This is a genomic window from Legionella pneumophila subsp. fraseri, assembly GCF_000586315.1.
GTDB classification, from domain to species: Bacteria; Pseudomonadota; Gammaproteobacteria; order Legionellales; family Legionellaceae; genus Legionella; species Legionella pneumophila_B.
Genome location: NZ_KK074229.1, coordinates 89,773 through 114,282 on the forward strand (window position 1 = coordinate 89,773; position 24,510 = coordinate 114,282).

Sequence of the window (24,510 nt, forward strand, 5' to 3'; positions counted from 1 at the left end):
GAAAGCCATCGCTGGTTTTCTGGAAGACTGCAAGATGAGCTTTTGTGCGCTTATAAGATATGCTGGGATGCAGAAATGGGAACTAAAATAGGATTTAAAAATACTTGACTAATTGTTAAGGAGATAATTTTGCATACAGAAAACCGAACTAACTATGCAATGATAGGATGGCTACTTTGTGGGCTGGGGGCAATATTTTATAGTTATGAGTATTTGTTACGCATTGCACCAAGTGTAATGGAAAACGCTTTAAGGACTCATTTTAATTTATCGGCGTCTGGTTTTGGCTTCCTTTCTTCCATTTATTATCTAGCTTATGTTCCTATGCAATTGCCAGTTGGGGTTTTATTGGACAGGTATGGGCCGAAGAGACTGTTAACAATGGCCTGTTTGGTCTGCGTTATTGGAACGTATATGTTTACTGGGACAACTATTTTTTGGGTGGCCGCAACAGGTCGCTTTTTAGTTGGATTTGGCTCCGCTTTCGCCTTTGTCGGTGTGTTAAAGATCGCCACTCTTTGGTTACCTGAAAACCGGCTGGCCATGATATCTGGCATGACGTCCGCATTAGGCCCTATCGGTGCTATGCTGGGCGATAACTTTCTGGAATTGTTCATCGTTAAAATGGGCTGGGTTAAGACACTTAACATGACCGCAGCTTTCGGTATTGTATTGACTTTAGTCTTGTGGGCAGGGATCAAGGATAGGAAGGGGCAGCACAGGCAAAGCGGAACAGTTCCCACTCTTAAGAAAGGGTTAGTTGATCTGGGAATTATTATTACTAGCCGGCAGATATGGGTCAATGGAATGTATGGCTGTTTAGTTTACCTGCCTACTACGGTCTTTGCAGAATTGTGGGGTATTCCCTATTTACACCATGCCCATGGTTTAACTACTCAAGCGGCAGGATTGGCTAATTCCATACTGTTTTTAGGATTTATTATTGGCGCTCCAATAATGGGATATATTTCAGATCGCTTGTATCGACGTAAATTTCCAATGTTAATTGGTGCTAGTGGCGCTGCAATTGTCATGATGATGATTTTATATTTACCTGGATTAAATGAATCAAATATTCAGGCGTTAATGTTTTTATTAGGATTGCTTTATAGCGCTCAAGCCATCGTTTTTGCGGTGGGAAGAGAGTTGAGTCCTGGTGAGGCGGCTGGAACAGCAATGGCGGTGACTAATATGATAGTCATGCTTGGCGCTATGTTTTTGCAACCGTTAGTAGGACATTTATTAGACTTCAGTTTATCAACTCATTTAAGTGATACTACCGGTATTGCAGTGGATAACATGAGTAAACTATATACCGTAGATGATTATCAGTTTGCCTTATCCATAATTCCATTGGGTATACTGATAGCAGCCATTTTAACTTTCTTTCTAAAAGAAACTCATGCAAAAGCACCTAAATAATATGACTACTAAAAAACAAATTTCATATGGTGTCCTGGTCTGTTTTGTCGGGGCTGTTTTTTACTGTTATGAATTTATCCTCAGAATTGTTCCGGGAGCTTTGCAAACGGAGTTAAGTACGGCTTTGGGACATATTTCTGCTACCACTTTTGGGCAGATTTCAGCCCTGTATTATTTTGCATATTCGCCCATGCAAATGCCAGTAGGGATGTTAATGGACCGCTATGGGCCGAGACGACTTTTAACTTTTGCCTGCTTGTGTTGTGCCTTGGGTTCCTGGATGTTTACTTTAACCTGGTCAATTCTACTGGTGGGTATTGGTCGATTCCTGGTCGGATTTGGATCTTCCTTCGCTTTTGTTGGTGTTTTATCTCTGGCCTTGCATTGGCTGCCACGCCGTTATTTTTCTTTAGTGGCTGGTTTGATTACTACGCTAGGTATGCTAGGACTGGTTTATGGTGAAATCAAAATAACCGAATGGTCAGAGATCATAGGTTGGGATCATGTTTTAATGCATATTGCAATGATTGGTTCTGCGTTGTGTATATTAACATTCTTTGTCGTTAGAGATGGTCCAGAAGGATATCAACCCAACAAATATCCTTGGCCTGAATTTTTCCATAACGTACTTAAAGTACTTATGTCTCATGAAGTGTGGCTTATTGGATTTGTTGGAGCCTGTCTTTATACTTCATTATCAGTATTTGGAGAGTTATGGGGTAAAACCTATTTGGAGCAAGCTCATCATTTAACCAAAGTAGAAGCTGCAAAAACTGTTTCTGCTGTTTTTCTGGGATGGGCCGTAGGAGCTCCATTGGCGGGGTACATATCCGATATTACCCGCAGGCGATTATTGCCTTTGGTGATTGGTGCGATAGTATCGTTAATATGCATTAGCTTTGTTTTGTATTGCCCCGGGCTATCCTATCTTACCTTGAATATATTGTTATTCTTGTATGGTGTTTTCAGTGCGACTGAAATTATAGTTTTTATTATGGCTAAGGAATGTAGTGGTGCCAAATTATCAGGGACAGTTTTTGCAGTAACCAATATGATTATTTCTTTGGCTGGCGCTGTTTTTCAACCACTCGTGGGAAAGTTACTGGATACATTTGGCGATAGCGGTATAGTGGCAGGTGAACATATCTATACTGTTGATGATTATCAAGTCGCACTTTCGATATTACCCATTTCATTACTTTTGGTAACTATTTTGGCTTTCTTTATTAAAGATAAGGACCACTCCAGTAATTCTGAATCTTAATTTTGGCAAAGGTCATCCTTTGCCTTTGTCAGGATGGACAGTTGAATATCGCAATCAGCTCTTTAACAGGTAGCCGCAACTGACTTCTGCAGCTTATCCAGCGTGGCACATAAAAACTCTTTATCTGTGCTTTCTTGTAATAATGTCGTGTAAATTCAGTATCATGATTCGATATGATGACAGGAATTCCTTTGGAGGCTGTTTCCCGAGCTAATTCTGCCAGCTCAATTTGATCTTCTAAAGAAAATAATTTTTGGTTATAGGGTAATGTTTGATTGTTTTCAGTCAGTGGCACATAAGGTGGGTCACAGTAAATGACATCACCTGGTTCCGCCAAAGCAAAAGTGTTTCTAAAATCCCCGTGAATGAATTGGGCTGAAGGACATTTTTTATAGAACAGCATCATTTCCTTACTTGGAAAATAAGGTTTTTCGTAAAGACCAAAAGGGACATTGTATTTTCCTTTTGAATTGTATCGGCACAAACCATTATATCCATGCCGATTAAGATAGAGAAAAACTGCTGATTTTTGATTTGAATCCATTAAATTATTAAATTCACTTCGCAGCTCATAATATTTTTCTTTGCAATTGGCTTCGGGGGTAAAATATTGCTGACAATAGTCTATAAAGGATTCGCCATCTATCTTTAGAACCCGGTAAATATTAACCAGGTCAGAATTGCTTTCGGCCAGTAGATAGGATGAGTAGCTGGTATTCATAAAAACTACACCTGAACCTGCAAATGGCTCAATTAAACGCTGGCCAGTGGGTAAAGACGAGATAATTTCATTTAAACAGTTGTACTTACTTCCTGCCCATTTCAGAAAAGGTCTGATTTTTACCATAACTTATAAAATCAATATTTTAGGATGAAGTATCTCTTATTTTCAGGATAAAGAACAGAACAATGAATAAAGGTTCCTTATCTGATTTACAGGATAGCCGTTCAATTGGTTTCACTGTATATTTTAAATCTTGTCAAATTTGTACTTTTTAACACTGACATTCAGGATTTTAATTAATACATGATCGCAATAATAAGCAAACCAATGGCGATAAATCCTATAAGGCCTAAAGCTGGATTTCCTCCTGGAACCAAATGAGTTTCTGATGGCGATTGGCTACAGGTTTGTCTCCCTTTCCATGCCATGATAGAGGGTAATAACAGCAGTAATATCACACAACAGACCCCAGCATAACTTAATGCATGCAGGTAGATGCCTGGGTTAAACAACACCACTGCCAATGGAGGAATAAAAGTGAGAGCCAGCGTATATTTGCCTTGATTGCCAGATTTTTTGAGCTTTAATCCATCAGCAAGAAAATCAAATAACCCTAATGAAACGCCCAGAAATGCGGTAACCATACAGATAGAAGTGAAAAAACCAAAAAAACCACTGATCCACTGACTGCTTACTGATTGGCTAAGCGCTTCTGTGAGACCGCTGGTTGCATGATCCGAGTTCATTAAGGACAATAAACCATTTTCTCCCTCACGTGAGATAACGCCCATAATCACTGCATCCCAGACGATGTAGCAAAATAATGGGATAAGCGAACCAAACAAAATAACCCGACGCAGGCTACGTATATCATCATTAAAATAATCACGTAAACTGGGCACTATGGATGCAAATCCAAAAGAGGTAACCAAGATCATGAGAGTACCAGTAAAGGCTTTCGCTGATCCGCCTGTTAATCCAGCTGCTGATACATGCGGACTGATAATGATAACCAATAAAACATAGACGCCTAGCTTGCCAAACATAAGCCCACGATTAACGTAGTCTACGGAGCGTATCCCGCTATATACAATGAGGCTGAACAAGGCAGTAAAGATTACAGAGGTTATCCAATTGGGTAAATCAATATGAGCCTTGTGCAATAAACTGCTGAATACATCGCTTCCACCTGAAATATAGGCTGCCAGCAAGGTGTAAAGAAGCAGAAGATACGTTATCCAAGCAATCACCTGGCCTGGTAGGCCCAAAGTTGATTTCGCCATTGAAATCATATTGCTGCCTGCCGGAAGCCGAAGATTTACCTCAAGAATTAACAAAGCTCCTGCGGTCATCACAAACCAGCAAAAAACCAGGAAAAATAATGAGTTCGCGAATCCCACCTCGGCTGTAGAGACAGGTAGTGCAAGCATACCACCACCAATCGAAGTGCCTACTATGAGCAATATACCGCCAATTAATTTTGAATTGATCACGAAGTATAACCCAAAAACAGTGCAAATATAGAACAAAATGATACTTTGTTCCTCAATAAAAGTCAACTTCCTTGTCACAGGCATTGGTCATTTTTTCTGCTCAAATGGCCTAAACGTTCAATTTACACATCCTGTCTATTAAGTTTTAATGTTTTACCTGCTATCAAAGTAAAAAAGCCAGTAATAACACTAATTCATTTATTTAAAAAGTGTAATAAATTCATGTGCCAACAATGCCACAGAAACAATAATCACTGAGAACTGTGATATTTTACCGCCGGGAACCAAAAAGGGCGATTTGTAGCGCTTTCTGCCAAAATAACACATTAGGGCGGGCAATAATAGTAGTAATATAATGCAAAATACGCCGGCATAGCGCAAAGCATAAATATAAGCCCCGGGATAATAAATGACGATGAGTAAAGGCGGTAAAAAAGTCAAAACAAATAAACCAAATCCATGGCGGCCTCGCTCACGTAATTTTAAGCCATCGGCAAGAAAACTGAATAAACATAGTGATACACCTAAAAAGGCAGTTAACATACAAATAGAAGTAAAAAAATTAAAGAGAGCACTGATGGTGGTGTTTTGGACTTTATCGGTTAACAAACTGGCTAGTGCACTGGTTGTACGCGGATTTTGCATTAGACTTTCAAGTCCATTGCTCCCGGCTGAAGGGAGTGAACCAATAATTACGGCATCCCATGCTATGTAGCATATTAAAGGTATTAATGAACCAATAAAAATGACTTTTTTTAATGTCTTAATGTCATCATCAAAATAATCTCTCAGATTTGGCACGATAATAGCAAAACCAAAAGAAGTAATTAAAATCATAATGGCACCACCAATGTGCCGATAATCACCATGTTGAAAATAGTGAAATTCGATGTGCGGGGCAATAAGGATAACGAGTATGCAGTAAACAGCTAATTTACCGAACATGAGAGCACGGTTAGCAACGTCGACAGAATGAATGCCGCCATATACCACCAGGCCAAAAATTAAAGTAAATATCGAGCTTGCTTGCCAATCACTGAGATGCCAATTGACCTTGGACAAAAGGCTGTTCAATACATCAGCACCGCCAGAAATGTAAGCGGAAAGCAAGGTGTACAATAAGAAGAGGTAACTAATCCAGGCAGTAAGTAATCCATAATCACCCAGAGTTGCCTTGGCCATAGAAACCATGTGTTTTCCTCTGGACAAGTACAGATTTGCTTCCAGGATGAAAAAGGCCCCGAAGGTCATAAAGGCCCAGCAGATAAGAAGAAACAGAGATGATTGCCAAAAACCGGTTGCTGCATTGGCTACTGGGAGAGCTAACATTCCACCACCAATGGAGGTACCAACTATCAATAAGATGCCGCCTATAAATCTTGAACGCATTAATAAACCTTTATTTTACATAAGCCACTTGTTGTTGCGCGGGTTGAGCAGGGCTTGTAAACCACTGGATCTCGATTCTTCTGTTCTGAGCGCTGCCATGAATAATAGCATTGTCAGAAATCGCATTTTTATCTCCATAACCCTCTGCTTTTAGTCTTTTAGCTGCAATACCATTAGCCCAGAGAAAAGTCATCATTGTTTCAGCTTGCGCTTGAGAAAGCTTTCTCTTATGACTGCGTGATCCAACATTATCAGTAAATCCCGCAACATAAATTGTGCTTTGAGGATAAAAATTTAACAGTCTGATGATATTGTTTAAGCCAGGATAGCATATTTCATTAAGACGGGGGCTGCTAAACATGAAATATTTGTCTGTAGGAATAATTAACGTTCTGGTATCTCCATATTCAACATACTGAATATCCTGTTTTTGCAGGTCTCTGATAATTTTGCGTTTGCTGTCTCTGTAGATACTTGCAACGAGACCTACCGTACCGCCAGCAGCTGCTCCAATAAGCGTTCCTGAAGCAGTGCCACTGGCGATTACTCCAGCTACTGCGCCAATCCCGGTGTCTACTCCCACTCTTTTAACAGCGCGTCGATCGGGTTGAAAATTGTTATAAGGAGGATGAAAGCAGCCCGCAAGAAAGCAAATCATTAATCCATAACCAAGGATTCGTGTATTGGCTAATTTGCGTGACATATCCACTCCTTTAATCAATGATTTAATCATTATTAAGCATCTCATTAAATTTCGCAATCTAACACTTTATATTTTTACAGGACGCATTTAAAAAAATAATTTTCTTCGTCTATAATTGAAATTATCAAGGAAGAAACAGAGTGATGCACTGTGAAAGGAAATTCAAGGGGCTAACTCACCAAAATGCAAGGAGCGGTATGCCTGGCTCATTACCCGGTTTGCCGAAAAAGCTATGAAAATTCCAGTCCAACTCAAAAATCTAGGTGGTAATATCCCAGAAAATGATATTGCTTTGCAAGTTTCTTATTTTGTGAAATCTCAGAATGAGGAATTGCTTCCCCAAAGTGACGCTTATATTGCTCCTGCTTCAGGCAAGATTGATATCAGCTTTGGGAATAATCTTGCGCGAAATAAAGATGTTTTCTTTGCTGTTGCATTACAAAGCAACAATATTCTGGCTCAAACCTCAACATCCGCTACTCAATTAAGAGACGAAGTACCCATTACTTTGGAATTTGATTATAGCCCGCTGGTGTTATCAGAGCCTGATGATCAAATTGTTTCTCCCAGACCATTGTTTGTTTATGGGCGCTTGCTTGATAAAAAGGGCAAGAAAAAACTGGAAGATGTTCAAATCATTTTTGAAGCAACACGTGCTAATGATGGAGGTTTACAACCTATCGCAAGCGTAAGAACAGAAGCTGAGGGTTATTTTTTTATTGAGTATCCGCAAGGTAGTTTTATTGATGCCTATGCCCGTGTGGGATTGCCACTTCGTGACAACCCAATCCCTATCCGCCTTGATGAAATCAGGATTGATGGTGACATTTCGCATAAGGTATTTCCTCGCAATGTCATTTTAGTCGCAGAATTAATCGAAGCGGAAGAAGCGGTTGTCGAGAAGGAATGTGGCTGTGAGGTACTGGATGTTCATGGGAGTAAAAGGATTTTGGAGGAATATTCCTTTTATAGTGTGGTGCGCACTACAGAGCCCGAAATATTGGGGTATGTTTTAAAAGAAGAAGATGAAATTACTTTGGATGAAGTATTAACCCAACATCCTATCCGTATTTGGGAGATTATCGATCCTATTTTTCAATTACCCGCATTTAGCCATCTTGCAAATCGCGCAAGAGTAAACCTGCCAGAAGTCACAGAAAGAAGCATCAATACAGAAATAACAACAAGAACTCACGGCCGGGCAAATCCTGCACCTAATCCGCCTCAAGACAATGAACTGGCTGAAACTTTAAAACAAATTAAAATTAATCGCAGTGTGTTAAATAACTTTTTACAAAGAGAAGCCAATATCACCAAAGATAACATTGTCAGTCTCATTGAAATGAATGAAAGTTATCGCTTTAAGCAAAAAATGACTTTGGGAGAAACAAAACCTCTGGGAAGAGTCGTATTGAATTCTGAGAATTCTGTGGATTGGGATTTAGAGCCCACACTATATCAGGCCGTATCGGTTGCCCATGGGCATTTACTTCATTATAAGTCAGAATGGATTGCCGATGGTTATTCTCTTGGAGATCTCCTTTACAGCTTACCATTGGCTCCAGGCCAAAAAAAACAGATTGTTGTATTTGATTGGGAACGAAGAGAGTCAGCCACCAATATACAATCTTTAGAATATGAAGAAAGTTTATACAATTCACTTAGCCGCGATAGAGATATCTTTGAAATCACGAAAGGAGTGATTGAAGAAAACATAAAAGGTAAATCGAGCGCAACTACGGCGAGTGCCAGTGCTGGTATTGGAGGGGTAGTGGGTGGTTTGCTTTTTGGGGTTTCAGGTGGGGTTGGCCATTCTGGCTCGACCGCCTCTCAAAATAGTCTAAGGCAAACTTCGGCAAGTGACTTGCAAAAAATCAGAGATCGCATTGTTCAATCGGCTAATGCTGTTCGTAGCCAGCGTTCTTCAGTGATTCAAGCGGTTTCTCAAGGAGAGCGTTTTGAAGTCTCGTCTGAAACAGTGGCTAACTATAATCATTGCCATGCCATTACGATTCAGTACTATGAGGTATTACGTCATTTTAAAGTGCGCCAGCGTTTTGCAGAAGCGCGCGAATGCTTGTTTGTTCCACTGCTTATGAGCCAATTTGAGTTAAATAAATTATTGCGTTGGCGAGAAAGTATTCAATTTGCTTTATTGAATCCCAATCTATCAAAAGGGTTTGACGCTGCAGAAAGAATTAAAAATAAATGGATCGGCAGTAATTTTCCAGGGGGGACTTTCGCTTCCGAGAAAATTCTTAATGCATCAGGCAACTTCCAGATTAAATTTATTATCCGCAGGCCCGACGATAAGATGGTTGAAGTGGATGATTATTCAAAGCCTATCTATGGTGGCCAGAATATGATTATCGGATATCAGAAAAAAACAGTCGAGGATATCAACGAAGCAAACTGGCAAAGTTTAATTCCTTTTCTGGGCTCGGATACTCCTAAAGGATTTTATGATCATCATTTAAGAGATGCAAAAAACAAGGATGAAGTATTTCATCGATTGCTTGGAGAGAAAATTGCAACGGCATTTGTTGGTGCGCTCACTTTCCATGTTGCGGATGAGACGGGTAATGAAATTTCTTCAATCTCTTTTGATACGACTCTGACTTCAAAATATAGAAAAGAAGGTGTTTTAAATGTTTCTGTGCGGTTTATGGGACCTTCCCAATTTAGCAGAGACAAAGTGCATTATATTAAAATTCGTTGTGGTACGACCAATGTGTTACCCGATTATTCATCAATTATCGTTACTTCAGGATTTATAAGATACAAGACGCCTCATTATGAAGGCTTTTTATGTCGTTTCCAAAGTATTTATGACGATTTATCTCCTAGCGATGGTGTAACGCTTTATGCTGGTCCTTCACTTGATGAGCTACGTGATCCAAGAAAAGAAGATATTGCTCTGGTGAATTCGCTGATTGACCATTTAAACGATAATTTGGAATGGTATCACAAAGCGATCTGGCAACTGATGCCTGCCGAAAGAAGATTTTTACTTCTTGATGGTATCGTATTGCCCGGTAATAAAGGGTTAGGCAGAAGCCTGGCATCGCTGGTGGAAAATGAGCTAATTGGTATTGTAGGTAATAGCCTGGTTTTTCCTGTGGCAAAAGGATTAAATCTGGATCCTAATTTTGGTGCTTCAGATTCTCTGACCGATTACTATATGGTGGCTGCTGGTGATCCTGTCAATGTTTCAATCCCAACGAAAGGTGTCTATGCTGAGGCGATGATGGGGCGTTGTAATTCTTGTGAAGAAAAAGATGAAAGTCGCTTCTGGCGTTGGGAAGAATCTCCTATACCTGACACTCCAACAACAATCAATCCAATCAGTACCGAGAGTCGAAGAGCGGAACCTGGTAATTTGCAACCTGCTGCTTTTCCCAATCCAATGGTTAATATTCAAAATGCACCAAATGCGCCTGATCCCACTGGTTTGGCAGGAACACTGTCTTTATTAGGGAAAGGGGATTCATTCAGGGATATTACAGGACTTGCTCAAAATCAAACCAATGCGTTGGACGCTTTGAAAGCCTCCTTTGATGCGACCAAAACATTTGGGCAAGAGGCGGCGAAATTGGAAATTCAAAAAATGATGGATAAACGATTAGACAATGCGATTAAAGCGATTAATAACAATCCCAATCTGGATCCAAAACAAAAAATGGAGCTCACAGAAAAGGCGTTAAATGCTTATCTTGGTGCCGGGGCTAATACAACGCAACCACCGAAAGATGCCAATGCTGACAAGTTGCAGGAAGGTATTAATAAAAATCTGGATAAAGTGAACAGCAGCAAGAGTGGTGAGATGTCTGTAACAAAACCGGATGGAACCAAAGTCAATACAAAATTTGACGGGGGTACTACGCCTCCAGCTATTGAAACCAAAATAGGTAAAGGCGGCATTACTCCTATGAAACAAGAAAACAGCAATGCCTGTTGGGCAACAGTGGCTACCATGATGTTGCGATGGAAAGACAGCAAGAATTATACAATTGAGGAGGTTTTAACGAAAGCAGGAACTCAATACCTTAATTATTACAAGCAAAAGGTTGGCTTGCCGTATACAGAAAAACAGAATTTTATTACTTCTTTAGGCATGAAAGGGGAGCCCGTAGCCAATTATACTGCACAAAATTACCGTGATTGGTTAGTTGAGTATGGGCCGTTATGGGTCACAACAGATACTGATCAAAGCAAAGGTTTTTCAGCGCATGCGTTGATTATTACTGGTATTAGTAGTGACTTAAAATCCCTGGAAGTTATTGATCCCCTGCAAGGCAGAAAGCTTGTTCAATCTTTCGATGAATTTGCCAATGCATTTAAGGAGCTTATTACGGACAGTGATCTTTTACCAACAACCCAAGTGGTTCATTTCCTGGAGAAAATCGAGGCAACAGAAGGAGCGCCAACTCCTGCTGATATTGTTAAAAGTTTAAATGAATACAATCCTGCCAGTTCAGAAACTTTGGTAATTAATATGGTTGAGTTCAATACTGGTATTTCAGGGATTACCAATTACAAAGATTGGAAAACAGACAGTTCCGTGATACACAACAAGCGTAAAAATGCTTACAGAGATCCGTTTGGTATTAAACACCTCGTGCTTCACGAAACAGCGGCTGAAAGCGGCGATGGTTTTGATGATTCCAATAATGAAACCTCGCATATGTCAGTTAAAAGAGATGCAACCATTCTACAATTTAATGACTTGGTCGAGTTTGAAAATCATGGCTCGGGGATGAACACGACCAGTATTGGCATAGAGTTTGTGAATCGAGGATGGCTATCCTCTTCCACTGCGGATGGTGGAGAAGGGATACCTGCTAAAGAATCCAGTCTGACTGCAGCACAAAAAGAAACCTACAAAGAGGCTAATGGGTATTTATGGGCATTTTGGGGATATGGCTTTAACATTTATCGTGTTCCTCCGTCTATTGATCAGTTAGAAAAAGAAGTGGAACTTGTGAAGTGGCTCACCAGAGATTTTCCTGCCTTACTACAATCAATAAGTGGTATTTCTATTTATAATCTCTTTCCCTCAATTGACGATACTTGGCTACAACTTATCTCCTACGAGGAAGTAAAGAATATATGGACTTTCAAAGCTGCGGATATACCTCCTGAAGCGGAAAGGACTGATAAGAATCTCTTTGTTATGACAACAGGCTATGAGTATCTGGAGCCCAGTTACTTAACTGATAAGAGTGGTATTATTTCACATAATGCTTTTTACGAGAATCACAGCGATGGTTCGTTCCTAACATTATATACCTGGCTGCGTTTGGAGAAAGGAAAATCAAAAACGGATGCATTGGATATTGCCAAGAAACTGATGAAGGATCATTACATCCGGGTTTCTTTAACAAGCAATACAGACAAGAAAATAATCTTGCTGAATGTTAAGGATGGTAATTTGGTTTAATAGGTAAGATCCAGAATTATGCAATGCAATTAGTAACTCCACTACGTCATCCCGTTAGCAGCGCGGGATCTGGCTATGCTCGACATGGACGTGAGCAGTGACTGCGATTTCGTGTTTATCCAAGGTACATCTATTAGGAATAGAGTGTCTGTGTAAATTTTGATCCACTCCCTCACAGTCGTAGCTCAGGTTATTAATCAGTATTAACTCGCTTCATGCCCCCGATTTAAAACTATTTTAAAATGATAAATTATGGCATTATGAGGCTTTATTTGTACTTTCTTAAGAACAGGATTTAAGAAAAACCTCAAGGTCGAGGCAAAAAATGTTTTTAACAAAGAGATTAGGGTTTTGCGTAAGTCCTGAAGAAAATATAATGCGGACAAAGGGTTGGTACGCTAAGTAATTCATGGAGAACTATATGAGTAAAAAAGCGATAGCAATAAGCATCGTCATCGCACTTTTTTTCATCACAGCAATTTGGTTCGCGTACGGCTTTGCCAAACAAGAAGAAAATCAAAACTGGCTTACCCTTTACGGAAACGTCGATATACGTGATGTCTCATTATCCTTTCGTGTCTCAGGACGTATTCTGTCTATGGCTGTTGATGAAGGTGCTCATGTTAAGAAGGGTCAAGTACTCGCAAAGCTTGATAAAGATACTTTTATAGCCAATCTGGAAATGGCGAAAGCCCAATTGGAACAAGCCATTGCCAATCAAAAAAATGCAAGCAGAACTTATAAAAGACGTGAACAACTGGTAGACAACGGGGCTGTTTCAAAAGCTCTTTTCGATGATGCCGTTGCGATGAAAGATTCGAGTAGTGCGGAAGTTTCTGTGGCTAAAGCGAATCTTGAGAAAGCTCAAATATCACTGAACGATACGGAAATTCATGCTCCTACTCATGGGACGATACTGACCAGAATTCAGGAACCAGGAGCTATTGTTAATATTGCGGAGCCAGTTTATACATTGGCTATTGATAATCCGGTATGGGTAAGGACTTACATTGATGAACCTTTTTTGGGTAAAATTTATCCGGGACAGGAGGCTTTGGTTTACACGGATTCCAATCCGGAAAAACCCTATAAGGGGCATATTGGTTTTATTTCCCCACAGGCAGAATTCACACCCAAAATTGTTGAAACAACTCAATTGCGAACGGATCTTGTCTATCGTATAAGAGTAGTTATTGATCAACCTGATAACGGATTAAGACAAGGAATGCCTGTTACTGTGAAAATCCATTTAAAAGCGAATTCATAGTAATGAATAGTTCAAAGCCACTTGTCAGTATTAATGGGGTCAGTAAATGTTTTCCTGGAAACATTGATCCTGCGTTAGATAATGTTTCTGCAACAATTTTTGAAGGGCAAATCACGGGTTTAGTTGGACCGGATGGGGCGGGAAAATCAACTCTTATGCGTCTTATATGCAGCCTGATGATGCCTACGGAAGGAACAATTACAGTAGATAGTCTCAATACCCGGACCGACTCGGAAAAAATTCATGCAATTACCGGCTATATGCCGCAAAAATTTGGCTTGTACGAAGATTTGACCATTATAGAAAATTTGAGGCTTTATGCTGAACTTAGGAATCTTCATGGTGAGAAACGTGAAGAGCAATTTAGAACATTACTTAAATTTACAGCACTGGAGCCTTTTCAGAAACGTTTGGCTGGTAATCTCTCAGGAGGAATGAAGCAAAAGTTAGGACTGGCTTGTGCCTTAATGGGTGAGCCTAAGCTATTATTACTTGATGAGCCGAGTGTTGGCGTTGACCCAATCTCCAGAAGGGAGTTGTGGACTATGGTCCAGGGACTACTTGGAAAGGGTATGGGCGTTGTTTGGTCAACTGCTTATCTTGATGAGGCTGAAAAGTGTGATCAAATTCTTTTACTTAATGCTGGAAAGCCTATATACCATGGAAAACCGGGGGATTTTTTGCAAAAAACCAAAGACCGGACTTTTCAAATTTGCGGTGTTTCCCTGTTAAATCGTCGCCAGGCTCTAATGAATGCTCTTAATACCCCTGAAGTCATTGATGGTGTCATCCAAGGTAAGAATATTCGTATTGTCATTAGTGATAAAAAAATAAAGCCAAGTTTAAATGGCATAACTCGGGAACCTGGAGTTACCTTTCAAGATGTTGAACCGCGTTTTGAAGACGCTTTTATTGATAGTCTGAAAACTAAAATAAGCGGCCGCTCTTTGTTAGCCGAACATATTACTGAAAAACCTCATAGTGACAAGCCTATCATCGAGGCTCGCAAGTTAACCAAACGTTTTGGCAGTTTTACTGCCGTTTCGAATAATGAATTTACAATCAAACGTGGTGAAATCTTTGGTTTATTAGGCCCTAACGGAGCTGGTAAATCAACCACATTTAAAATGATGTGTGGTTTATTGCAACCGACTGAAGGTCAAGCATTTGTCATGGGGCTTGATTTGAAAACCTCATCCTCAGAAGCAAGAAGCCGTATTGGGTATATGGCTCAGAAATTTTCACTATACAGCCATCTCGATGCGTTGCAGAACATGCGTTTTTTTTCTGGCTTATACGGGTTATCCGGAAAAAGGCAGGAAGCACAGATTAACAGCATGATTGAAATTTTTGATCTTAAAAAACACTTAAAGCAAAATTCAGGTGATCTTCCATTAGGATTTAAACAACGTCTTGCTCTGGCCTGTGCCGTAATGCATGAGCCTGATGTGTTATTTCTGGATGAGCCAACTTCGGGGGTTGATCCATTGACCCGACGCGAGTTTTGGACACATATTAATGGTATGGTGAATAAAGGTGTGACTGTGATGGTAACCACCCATTTTATGGATGAAGCGGAATATTGCGATCGTATCGCCCTTATTTACAGGGGGAAGAATATTGCTACAGGAACACCAGATGATTTAAAGGATAAAGTACGTAACTCTACATTACCCAATCCTACTTTAGAAGACGCTTTTATCGAGTTAATCCGATTGGATGAGTTGCAAGAGCCAGTACATTAACACAGGGAGAACAGTGGTTGAATATTCGCTTTCTAAAGGCTTTGGTCATTAAGGAAACTCTGCAAATTATCCGTGATCCCAGTACTATATTAATTGCTTTTGTATTGCCCTTAATTTTGCTTTTTATTTTCGGCTATGGTGTTAACCTGGACACTGATCAAGTCAAGTTTGGCTTGGCTTTAGAGAGTTATGATTCTTCGACCGTCAGTCTCTCTCAATCTTTTAGCAGTTCCCGATTTTTGGATGTATCCATTTCAACCAACAGACAAGAGTTTCGTTATGGCTTGGTTAATGGGACAATTCGTGGTTTTATTGATATCCCTCAACGGTTTACTGCCAATAGCCTGAGTGGAAATCCCAAGCCAACTCTGCAAACTATAGTTGATGGCTCTTATCCGCAGGTTGCCGGTTTTGCAGAAAATTATGCGCTTGGCGCTTTGCAAACCTGGATTAGCTCTCAGGCTTATGAACATGGCCAACTGACGGTTAAGTCTGGTATTAATCTGGAGCCGAGATATTGGTACAACCAAGAGCTGAAAAGCAGGAATTTTCTTATTCCTGGCTCAATAGTTATTGTTATGACTTTGATTGGAACATTGCTCACCTCATTGGTTATAGCTCGTGAGTGGGAAAGAGGAACGATGGAAGCGATGATGGCAACGCCAATCTCTATTGTTGACATCATCTTGGGAAAATTAATCCCCTATTTTGTGTTAGGGATGGGCTCCATGTTTTTATGTACCATTATTGCAACATGGTATTATGGGGTGCCTTTCCAAGGCACTCTTTTGGCATTGACATTAGTTTCCGCTGTTTTTTTAGTCGCTGCTTTGGGACAGGGATTATTAATTTCCACCCTTGCAAAAGATCAGTTTGTGGCTTCGCAATTGGCTTTGATGTCTGCGTTTTTGCCTTCATTTATTCTTTCCGGGTTTATTTTTGAAATCAATTCGATGCCAAAATGGATACAATTACTCACTCATTTGTTTGCAGCACGTTATTTTGTGACAAGTCTGCAAACCTTGTTTTTAACAGGTAACATTTGGACGCTTTTGGTTCGTTGCCTCTTTGCGATTGCACTGATTGGGTTTGCATTCTTCTTTATTACCGCGCATAAAACCAGAAAAAGGCTTGATTAATGGCAAAATTATCTCCAACAACAAGGATTTTTGCTCTTGTCATTAAGGAAATATTGACTTTATTTAAAGATCCCAAGGGGCGAATTGTATTGATAGCTCCTCCTCTCCTCCAGTTATTGATTTTTTCTTTTGCAGCGACTATGGAAATCAAAAATATTTCTATAGGCATTTTGAATCAGGATTCTGGAAAGCATGGTTATGAAGTGATTCAACGCTTTATAGGCTCACCAACTTTTTCAAAGGTGTTTTTTATTCAAAAACAATCCGATATCAAACCTATTATTGATAACCAGGAGGCAATGGTTGTAATGACCATCCCTCAAGATTTTTCTCGTAAAATCGAATCGCATTCACAAGCGAATATTCAGTTAATTTTGGATGGTCGACGTTCCAACGCAACGCAAATTGTAAATGGTTATATAAGCAGTATTATTGAAAATTATGATCAGGAAATTCAAAAAACGAGTGGTCCAATCATGACCCTTCCGGTGATGGTGACTCGTAGTTGGTTTAACGAAAATTTACTTTATCTTTGGTTTACCGTTCCTTCATTAATTTGCATATTATCCATGCTGATTTCTCTTGTGGTTACCGCTTTATCGGTAGCCAGAGAAAGAGAATTGGGAACGTTTGATCAATTATTAGTGTCACCTCTTACCCCCTACGAAATTCTTATCGGCAAGACTATTCCTGCCATTATTATTGGGCTGGCAGAAGGTTTTTTGATGTGGATTGCTGCGGTTTGGCTATTTGATGTTCCTTTTTATGGATCTTCATTACTGATGATTTATGTTTTATTTATTTTTATTATGTCAACGGTGGGTGTTGGCTTATTCATTTCTTCTATGTGTAAAACCCAGCAGCAAGCTATTTTGGGCGTATTTATCTACATGGTGCCTGTTGTGACGCTTTCCGGTTACGCTTCGCCGGTTGAAAACATGCCAGAGTGGCTTCAGGATTTAACCTGGTTTAATCCATTAAAATTCACCTTAATTGCAGTAATTGGCATTTTTTTAAAAGGTATGTCGGCTTTAGAGGTTTTTATCACAACGTGGCCACTTCTATTGGTAGGGGCTGTTACATTATTTATTGCGGGCTGGTTTTTTAAACAGCGTATGGAGTAAGAAACAGTATGGACAGAAAATTAGCGCTACTATTCAGTATTTCTTTTTTATTTGGCTGTACTGTCGGCCCTAATTATCAACGCCCCGACATCAAAATTCAGGAAAAATGGCCAACAAGCAAGACGGAGAAAAAAAATTCCAGTGAGGCTCCTATTAATTTAACCTGGTGGAAATCATTCCGCGACCCTTTACTTGACCAATATATTAATGAAGCAGCCACTAATAATCTTGATATCAAAATAGCGGAGGCTCGTATTCGTCAAGCCCGTGCAATGAAACAAATGTCCATTGCCAATTTTTACCCGCAGATAAATGGCTCGGTAAGTGCTAATTCCTTGCAAATCAGTAAGGGTACGTTGGAGGGTATTTTTGCAAATTCTCCAACATATACTCTAATTGATAGAAATCAATGGATATATAATTTGGGTTTTGATGCACAATGGGAGTTGGATTTATTTGGTAAAACAAGAAGAAAAGTTGAAGCAAGCAAAGCAAGCCTGGAAGAGGCTTATGAATCACGCCGTACCATTTTACTATCTACGATAGCCGAGATCGCTAGAAGTTATATAGAATTGCGGGGCGCACAACAGTTGTATGGTATTGCGCAAAAAAATGTGGAATTGCAAAGAAAAACGTTGACTCTTGTCCGCCAACGCTATAAAGCAGGTGTTAGCAGCGAAGTCGATGTTTCTTTGGCCGAAGGCCAGTTAAAAAATACAGAATCTGTTTTACCCAATTATATTACCCAAATACAGATAAATGCTTATCAAATTGCCGTTATGCTGGGTAAAGATCCGCAAACAATTCTCAAAGATATTGCAAAAATTCAATCTTTACCCAAACCACCGCAAAAAGTACCTATGGGATTACGTTCAGATATTCTGCGCCAGCGTCCAGACATAAGGGCAACAGAGAGGCAATTGGCGTCTGCCGTAGCTGAAATTGGTGTGGCAGTTGCTGACTTTTTCCCGCAATTTAATCTTTCTGTTTCCAATCTTGCTTTTCAGAGCACTTCTGTTGATACGTTATTTCAATCCAGCAGTGGATTTTGGCTCATGGGTCCTCAAGTCAGTTTACCCATATTTCATGGTGGCCAGATTAGAGCTAATGTTGAGAGTAAGAAGGCGGTTGCTCAGCAAGCAGCAATCCAATACAAAAAAATAATCCTCCAGGCATTGCAAGAGGCTCAAAGTGCTCTTGTCCGCTATAGCCAATCGCTCGATACAAACCATAGCTTGCGCGCTGCCATTATTGCTAACAAGAGAGCTGTGCAATTTGCCAAGAAACGATTTCAATACGGTGAGGATGATTATTTATCACTACTGCAATCAGAGGCTGCTCTTCTGAATGCCGAGACTCAAGAAGTCAATTCGGAGGTTTCTTCATTGACTGCGTTGATTAGTCTATATAAAGCGCTTGGCGGAGGTTGGGAAAACTTTGAGGCTTAAAGTAGCCCTAAACATCCGCGCATGCTCTAAAATCAGGAATTTTATCAATAAATTAATGTAATAAGCTATGGATAAGGTAGGTCATTATCTTGAATCGTTCGGGCTGAGGAGGCATTGATGCCGTCTCGAAGCCTTGTATGGAATTTAATGTTTCGTGCCAAGGCTTCGAGACGATGCTTATGCATCTCTCAAGCCCAAACGGACCCTGGATATCAACAGCTTCTTATATAACTCTCGCCCATTAGGTTAAATTAGCAAAAGTCAGACAGGTAGCTCGCAAACGTAGATCTGGCTATAGAACGATTTACGTTTACTACCATGAAAATATCTCTTACAAAGGTGTTAGAAACCTATTCATATCAGGCTGTTGGTTTAAACGGTACTGATAAACAATATAAAAGGCCATTACATTTTTTAGATAATTTCGTGTTTCTTGCCAGGGAAGTGTTTCAATCCAGATATCTATTTCTTTGGGCGGGTGATTTTTAAGCCAATAGACTACTTGTCTGGGACCGGCGTTGTAAGCGGCAGCAACAAGAACCGGGTGGTTGCTGAAGCGCTTGGTTAAGTGCTGTAAATAAGCAATCCCTATATTGATATTCTTTTGAGATAAAAACAATTGCTTATGATCCGAATACGGTATTTTGCTGGTTTTGGAAATAGCACTGGCTGTTTGCGGCATGACTTGCATTAGACCTTTAGCACCAGCAGAGGATGTCACATCTTCTCTAAAACCACTTTCCTGACGAATAATAGCATAAACAAGCTCAGGTGGTATGGCGTATTTTGACGCATATAGTTTTATTGTGTCTTTGTAGGCTAATGGAAATCTCAAGGCCAATTGATTATTGAGGGTGTCATTATTGCTTAAGTAAACTGATTTTCCGTGCCATTTTAGTTCGGTGGCTATCCAATAGACCAGAGCGCTTGCTTCTTCTTTGGGTAATTCACTAATAAAATCATTCAATAACCTTGATGCTTGTAAAAGTTGTTTGGAGTTGTAAAGATTTTTAACTTGCGCTATGACAGGCTGATAGGGTTTGAGAATCTCTTTGTTGGTAGTGGGTTTTTCATTATCAAAGCTGGGCCTTTTTTTCAAACGTTTGCTGGCTAGGAAACCATAATAATGTCTGTTTTTAGCCAGTGGCTCATAAATTTTAATCGCTTCTGCTTTTTTCCCTTGCTCTTCCAGGGAACGGGCTAACCAATATTGCCAACAAGGCATCTCTTTATTTGGCGCATTGTTAATTAATTTCTCAACTTGTTTCCAGTTGTTATTTTTCAGGGCAAAGCGTATTTGCCAATCGACTAACACATCGGTGTAGTATTCAGGTTTGATTTTGGCAAACCACTCTTGTGCATCAGCATGATTCCTCATAGCCTTATATAAAGCCAAATGCGCAAGAAAAGCTTGTTTTTGCCGTTCATTTAGCATGATTTTGGTTTTTTTCTCTTGCCATAATTTCAGTGCTTTATCCATGTTGATGGATACTAACCTTTTTAATCCATAAAGATAAAAGTAATCGTTTAATTTACCAGGGTTTAATTTGGAGATATTGGAAGGGTTTTCGTAAACACTGGTTAAATTTTTTATTTCTGTATCGTGAGGTGTTTTATATTGTTTTAACAGGTAACGAGCCAGATGAACATTACGGTTGTCCAGTGCCAGTGTTATACGTTGCGTAATGAATTTTTGATCAAAGTTATCCTGCTTTAACAGTAATGCAAATAGGGTATTGCATGCTTGTGGTCTGGATTCTCCTGTTAACCAGATTGGAATAGAGCCTGCAATAGCCTCCTTGTATAATCCTAAATTAAATTTGGCAATTTGCGCAAAGCATCTGAGGTTTATGTCGTTTGTGGGTTGATAATACTTATTATAATTTGCCCAATCCTTTATCCTGGCCAGTTCATATAGCCATTTATCTCGTAATTTATTAGCAAGCGGCGTGCTTTCTTTTACAAATTCCAAAAATTCTGGTGAAGGGTTAATGGGCAGGTGTTCATACCATGCGAGATAGCGATTAAATCTGTCCATGTAGGCTTGTCCAGATAAAGCAAACAAGTTGAAAGAACAGAGAAGCCCACATAAAAAAATTAATAATCTTTTCATAATTCCTCTTAATAAGGCTTGAGGGCAATTATTTGGCACTTTTAAATGCTTGCTAATTGTTCACGCATACGTTTAATGGTTTCACTATAATTACTGCTATTGAATATAGCAGAACCTGCAACAAATTGGTTAGCTCCGGCATGTGCTAATGAAGCAATATTTTGGGGTGTGACTCCACCATCCACACAAAGATCGAGATTTGGATGGTTTTGCCGAATTTTGGAGAGCTTGGGTATAACCTCAGGGATAAGTTTTTGACCTCCAAATCCTGGGTTCACTGTCATGACCAAAACAAATTTTAGATTATGGGCGCACCAGGTTAGTATGTCGATCGGCGTAGCCGGATTAAACACTAAACCAGCTTCACATCCAAGGCTATTGATTAATTGCAAACTCCTGTCTAAATGAATGGTAGCGTCTGGATGAATACTAATACGTTTTGCCCCTGCCTTGGCAAATGCTTCGATTAGCGTATCAACCGGGGTTGTCATCAAATGTACATCAATAGGCAAATTTGGAAATTTCTTGATTAAAGCGTCACAGAAAGCGGGGCCAAAGGTCAGGTTTGGTACATAATGGTTATCCATGACATCAAAATGAATAAAGTCAGCGCCGGCTTTCATAACGGCATCTACTTCCTCTCCTAAACGGGTCATATCGGCTGACAGCAAAGAGGGTAAAATTTGGAATGTCATGATCTGGTAATTCGATGGTTTGCTTCTACATATAATAAGCCGACTTTGGTAAACATTCCAGCATTACAATTTGGATTCCTATTAAGTTTTATTGTTTTAATACTGGATTTTGAGTTTGACCAAATCAAGATAACAAAAACTCCATCCTCTCTCATTCTTTAGGGAGAGGATGGCAAAGAAGGTTTAATGCTTCGAACTATAGAGTTTAAAGATTCAATTAATTGTCTAATTTCAAATAAAATCGTCTGATTAAATAATCAATTGATAATTTTCCTGGGCCGGTGCATAAAAGCATTAAAATCATGATTCCCCATTGCATGTGATCGGTAAGCCCAACTGCACCATCCGGTGTCCACAAGAATTGATAAGAGAAAACTGCAAATAAGTTAAATAGAAAAAGTCCAAATAAAACAAGTCTGGATCCAATTCCCAAGGTAATCAGTACAGGAAAACCCAGTTCACAAGCTGTTCCCAGATACGCGGCAAAAGTAGGCGACATGACAGGAACCATGTATTCATTTTGGAATAAAGAAAGAGTTGCCTGCCAATTACTGATTTTGGTTAAGCCAGATAGAAAAAAGACTTGTGCCAGATAAAGGCGGGTTATAAGGATAAAAATTGGGGCAAAAAAATCAAAAATTTTATCAGCCAGCAGATAGGTTTTTGCTATAAGTGCTTTCATATAGCCTCCAGTGAAAAATGATTAATCCATTGATAACGAAGAGCCTTAGTTAGAATGTCACCAATTTTTTCTTCGTTAATCCATTTACTTAATTCTGTTACCACTTTTTGCCATGGTCTCTGGTTTCCAGAGGATAAATGTTCCAGAAAAAGATATTCCTCCTTACTAATTAGCATAATACAAGGTAAATCATTATGCTGATAAATAACAACTTTTTCAGGGGAACCTGATATTTGTATTTGCTTATCCTGCTGAAAATAGTTCATAGCCCAAATTTGATAAATAGGGTATTGAGAATCAAGTATTTTTAAATTGGGAGTCAGATGAAAACATAAAGATTGAAAGCTCATCTCATCTATGCACGCAAAAGATTCAAAATCAAAAGATTTGGCCGGTGAGGCAAGTTTTAATGTGTGCCAGTGCCATTCAATAGAGCATAACTCGTGTAAATAAGGCAGCTCTTTAGCTGGTTCAAAATTCGCAATAAATTGAGGAAGGCTATCACCGTATTGATTGATGTCGTATTGAGTAGATTCGTAATGATTGATATAGCGATGCAATAAAGCATACCAGAATGCATCTCCTACCAAACGCATACAGAGAGGAAAAGTTGATTTCAAATGATTGAATAAAGTAGCATGGTGGCTTTCCATGTAGACACTAATGCCATCAAAATTAGAAAGAACGAGCCTGTTGTTTAAGGGGTTTGATAGTGATTCCTCTCTGAATTGTGCTATCCATTCGTTTTGAATTGTTTCAAGCAGAGTATTATGCATAATGATTGATACTCCTCTCTGCCACACGCTTTATTATCGTTTTTGCTTTACACATGTCCTCATACAGAAGTGAAAAATCAGGCAAGTCATTATCCCACTCGATAACTGTTGGCGTGTTTACAAAGAGATTTTGAGCCTTTTCATAAAGCTGCCAAACGTCTTGATATACTTTATCACTATGGCTATCCAGCAAATATCCTTCTTGTTTTGAAAATCCCCCAAGATGCATCTGCCATACGTTTTTGGTATTAATCGAGTGAAGATATGTATCCGGGTCATCACCATGGTTATACCAATTCACGTACAAATTATTCACATCCAATAAGATGCCACAGCCTGTGGCTGTGCTTAACTCATTAAGAAACTCCGCTTCAGTTAATGTGTTTTGCTGATAAGTGACATACCTTGATACGTTTTCATACATTATTGGCTGGTTTAGATAGTCCTGAACGCGGTTTGTTTTTTCAATAATGAAAGATAGTATTTCTTCAGTATAGGGAAACGGTATCAACTCATGGGTAAAAAATTGTTTGGCATGGGTCCAGCATAAATGGTCAGATATTAGTCTGGAATTTAAACAATGAGCCAAATCTTTTATTTGTTGCAAATATTGGTAATCAGGTTCAGAAGATGTGGCAATAGACAAGCCGACACTATGTAAGCTCATTGGATAAAATTCTGCAATCTTGAGCAATTGTTTAAATTGAATTCCTGATTGTTTCATATAGTTATCAGCCAGGACTTCAAAATAATCGACTGAGGGATGCTCTTTTAAAATATCGTCGATATGCTCAAGCCGCAATCCAATGCCTGAGCATCCAGAAAAAGGCGCGGCTTGATTGATAGAATTATTTGAATACATTCTAATTAGCTTTTAACTGTGCCGTTAACAAGCTTATCACAAGTACCTTTGGGCAGATAAATCCAGTCTGTTGTTGAACCATCTGTTTTGGATTGGCCAGCGCAGGCATGTTGAGCTGTACCGCAATCATTTTTTCCAGCTTTGGCTACACCTTGGCATTTTTCCATATCATTTGGAGTATCTGCATTAGCGGGTATGGTGGCCATTGAAAGTCCAGCAGCCAT

18 protein-coding genes are annotated in these 24,510 nt (G+C 39.5%); 8 read left to right on the forward strand and 10 right to left on the reverse strand.

The window, feature by feature from the left end:
• Positions 1-129 precede the first annotated feature (129 nt).
• Positions 130-1,422, forward strand: coding sequence for an MFS transporter (locus tag CC34_RS0115875; RefSeq protein ID WP_027228652.1), 1,293 nt, complete (start codon positions 130-132; stop codon positions 1,420-1,422).
• Positions 1,403-2,686 carry an MFS transporter gene (locus CC34_RS0115880; protein WP_028378192.1) on the forward strand — a complete coding sequence of 428 codons (1,284 nt, stop codon included), beginning with the start codon at positions 1,403-1,405 and terminating at the stop codon, positions 2,684-2,686. The genes CC34_RS0115875 and CC34_RS0115880 overlap by 20 nt, the downstream gene beginning before the upstream one ends.
• A gap of 28 nt (positions 2,687-2,714) precedes the next feature.
• Here CC34_RS0115880 and CC34_RS0115885 read toward each other — a convergent pair whose 3' ends face one another.
• From CC34_RS0115885 to cmpA, 4 genes are all read right to left on the reverse strand, one after another.
• Positions 2,715-3,533, reverse strand: a complete 819-nt coding sequence (locus CC34_RS0115885; protein WP_028379726.1) for a Dam family site-specific DNA-(adenine-N6)-methyltransferase — start codon at positions 3,531-3,533, stop codon at positions 2,715-2,717.
• A gap of 173 nt (positions 3,534-3,706) precedes the next feature.
• On the reverse strand, positions 3,707-4,903 hold the full coding sequence (locus CC34_RS0115890) for an amino acid permease (protein ID WP_027228649.1): 1,197 nt from the start codon (positions 4,901-4,903) through the stop codon (positions 3,707-3,709).
• A 198-nt stretch (positions 4,904-5,101) separates the two neighbouring features.
• The gene (locus CC34_RS0115895; protein ID WP_027228648.1) at positions 5,102-6,292 is read right to left on the reverse strand and encodes an amino acid permease; all 1,191 of its coding nucleotides are present in this window, start codon (positions 6,290-6,292) and stop codon (positions 5,102-5,104) included.
• Positions 6,293-6,302: 10 nt separating this feature from the next.
• Positions 6,303-6,995 carry a C-OmpA-like family protein CmpA gene (gene cmpA, locus CC34_RS0115900; protein WP_028378194.1) on the reverse strand — a complete coding sequence of 231 codons (693 nt, stop codon included), beginning with the start codon at positions 6,993-6,995 and terminating at the stop codon, positions 6,303-6,305.
• 232 nt (positions 6,996-7,227) lie between these two features.
• Here cmpA and CC34_RS0115905 point away from each other — a divergent pair, with 232 nt between their 5' ends.
• The 6 genes from CC34_RS0115905 to CC34_RS0115930 all read left to right on the forward strand — a co-directional run bounded on the left by CC34_RS0115905 (position 7,228) and on the right by CC34_RS0115930 (position 19,158).
• Positions 7,228-12,435, forward strand: a complete 5,208-nt coding sequence (locus CC34_RS0115905; protein WP_028378195.1) for a papain-like cysteine protease family protein — start codon at positions 7,228-7,230, stop codon at positions 12,433-12,435.
• A gap of 421 nt (positions 12,436-12,856) precedes the next feature.
• Complete coding sequence (locus CC34_RS0115910) at positions 12,857-13,702, forward strand: efflux RND transporter periplasmic adaptor subunit (RefSeq protein WP_028378196.1); 846 nt, start codon at positions 12,857-12,859, stop codon at positions 13,700-13,702.
• Positions 13,703-13,704: 2 nt separating this feature from the next.
• A complete protein-coding gene (locus CC34_RS0115915) occupies positions 13,705-15,447 on the forward strand; it encodes an ATP-binding cassette domain-containing protein (protein WP_028378197.1) in 1,743 nt (580 codons plus the stop codon).
• Positions 15,448-15,464: 17 nt separating this feature from the next.
• Positions 15,465-16,586: an ABC transporter permease gene (locus CC34_RS0115920; RefSeq protein WP_028379727.1), complete on the forward strand. Its 1,122-nt coding sequence runs from the start codon at positions 15,465-15,467 to the stop codon at positions 16,584-16,586.
• Positions 16,586-17,710: an ABC transporter permease gene (locus tag CC34_RS0115925; RefSeq protein ID WP_027228642.1), complete on the forward strand. Its 1,125-nt coding sequence runs from the start codon at positions 16,586-16,588 to the stop codon at positions 17,708-17,710. Before CC34_RS0115920 ends, CC34_RS0115925 begins: the two co-directional genes overlap by 1 nt.
• Positions 17,711-17,718: 8 nt before the next feature.
• Entirely contained in the window at positions 17,719-19,158 is a 1,440-nt protein-coding gene (locus CC34_RS0115930) for an efflux transporter outer membrane subunit (protein WP_028379728.1), read from the forward strand.
• Between the two features lie 331 nt (positions 19,159-19,489).
• Here CC34_RS0115930 and CC34_RS0115935 read toward each other — a convergent pair whose 3' ends face one another.
• From CC34_RS0115935 to CC34_RS0115965, 6 genes are all read right to left on the reverse strand, one after another.
• Complete coding sequence (locus tag CC34_RS0115935; protein WP_028379729.1) at positions 19,490-21,271, reverse strand: transglycosylase SLT domain-containing protein; 1,782 nt, start codon at positions 21,269-21,271, stop codon at positions 19,490-19,492.
• Positions 21,272-21,312: 41 nt separating this feature from the next.
• Positions 21,313-21,966, reverse strand: a complete 654-nt coding sequence (rpe, locus tag CC34_RS0115940; protein ID WP_028379730.1) for a ribulose-phosphate 3-epimerase — start codon at positions 21,964-21,966, stop codon at positions 21,313-21,315.
• Between the two features lie 217 nt (positions 21,967-22,183).
• Positions 22,184-22,648, reverse strand: coding sequence for a DoxX family protein (locus CC34_RS0115950; protein WP_027228638.1), 465 nt, complete (start codon positions 22,646-22,648; stop codon positions 22,184-22,186).
• Positions 22,645-23,424: an HvfC/BufC family peptide modification chaperone gene (locus tag CC34_RS0115955; RefSeq protein ID WP_028379731.1), complete on the reverse strand. Its 780-nt coding sequence runs from the start codon at positions 23,422-23,424 to the stop codon at positions 22,645-22,647. The genes CC34_RS0115950 and CC34_RS0115955 overlap by 4 nt, the downstream gene beginning before the upstream one ends.
• Positions 23,417-24,286: an MNIO family bufferin maturase gene (gene bufB, locus CC34_RS0115960; RefSeq protein ID WP_028379732.1), complete on the reverse strand. Its 870-nt coding sequence runs from the start codon at positions 24,284-24,286 to the stop codon at positions 23,417-23,419. The genes CC34_RS0115955 and bufB overlap by 8 nt, the downstream gene beginning before the upstream one ends.
• 5 nt (positions 24,287-24,291) lie before the next feature.
• On the reverse strand, positions 24,292-24,510 hold a 219-nt coding region (locus CC34_RS0115965), incomplete at its 5' end, for a BufA1 family periplasmic bufferin-type metallophore (RefSeq protein ID WP_028379733.1).

Coding starts and splice junctions, on each gene's coding strand:
- CC34_RS0115925 (WP_027228642.1), top strand. CDS start 16,586: ATGGCAAAATTATCTCCAACAACAAGGATTTTTGCTCTTGTCATTAAG.
- CC34_RS0115935 (WP_028379729.1), bottom strand. CDS start 21,271: ATGAAAAGATTATTAATTTTTTTATGTGGGCTTCTCTGTTCTTTCAAC.
- CC34_RS0115880 (WP_028378192.1), top strand. CDS start 1,403: ATGCAAAAGCACCTAAATAATATGACTACTAAAAAACAAATTTCATAT.
- CC34_RS0115885 (WP_028379726.1), bottom strand. CDS start 3,533: ATGGTAAAAATCAGACCTTTTCTGAAATGGGCAGGAAGTAAGTACAAC.
- CC34_RS0115910 (WP_028378196.1), top strand. CDS start 12,857: ATGAGTAAAAAAGCGATAGCAATAAGCATCGTCATCGCACTTTTTTTC.
- CC34_RS0115895 (WP_027228648.1), bottom strand. CDS start 6,292: ATGCGTTCAAGATTTATAGGCGGCATCTTATTGATAGTTGGTACCTCC.
- CC34_RS0115950 (WP_027228638.1), bottom strand. CDS start 22,648: ATGAAAGCACTTATAGCAAAAACCTATCTGCTGGCTGATAAAATTTTT.
- CC34_RS0115905 (WP_028378195.1), top strand. CDS start 7,228: ATGAAAATTCCAGTCCAACTCAAAAATCTAGGTGGTAATATCCCAGAA.
- cmpA (WP_028378194.1), bottom strand. CDS start 6,995: ATGTCACGCAAATTAGCCAATACACGAATCCTTGGTTATGGATTAATG.
- CC34_RS0115915 (WP_028378197.1), top strand. CDS start 13,705: ATGAATAGTTCAAAGCCACTTGTCAGTATTAATGGGGTCAGTAAATGT.
- rpe (WP_028379730.1), bottom strand. CDS start 21,966: ATGACATTCCAAATTTTACCCTCTTTGCTGTCAGCCGATATGACCCGT.
- bufB (WP_028379732.1), bottom strand. CDS start 24,286: ATGTATTCAAATAATTCTATCAATCAAGCCGCGCCTTTTTCTGGATGC.
- CC34_RS0115955 (WP_028379731.1), bottom strand. CDS start 23,424: ATGCATAATACTCTGCTTGAAACAATTCAAAACGAATGGATAGCACAA.
- CC34_RS0115930 (WP_028379728.1), top strand. CDS start 17,719: ATGGACAGAAAATTAGCGCTACTATTCAGTATTTCTTTTTTATTTGGC.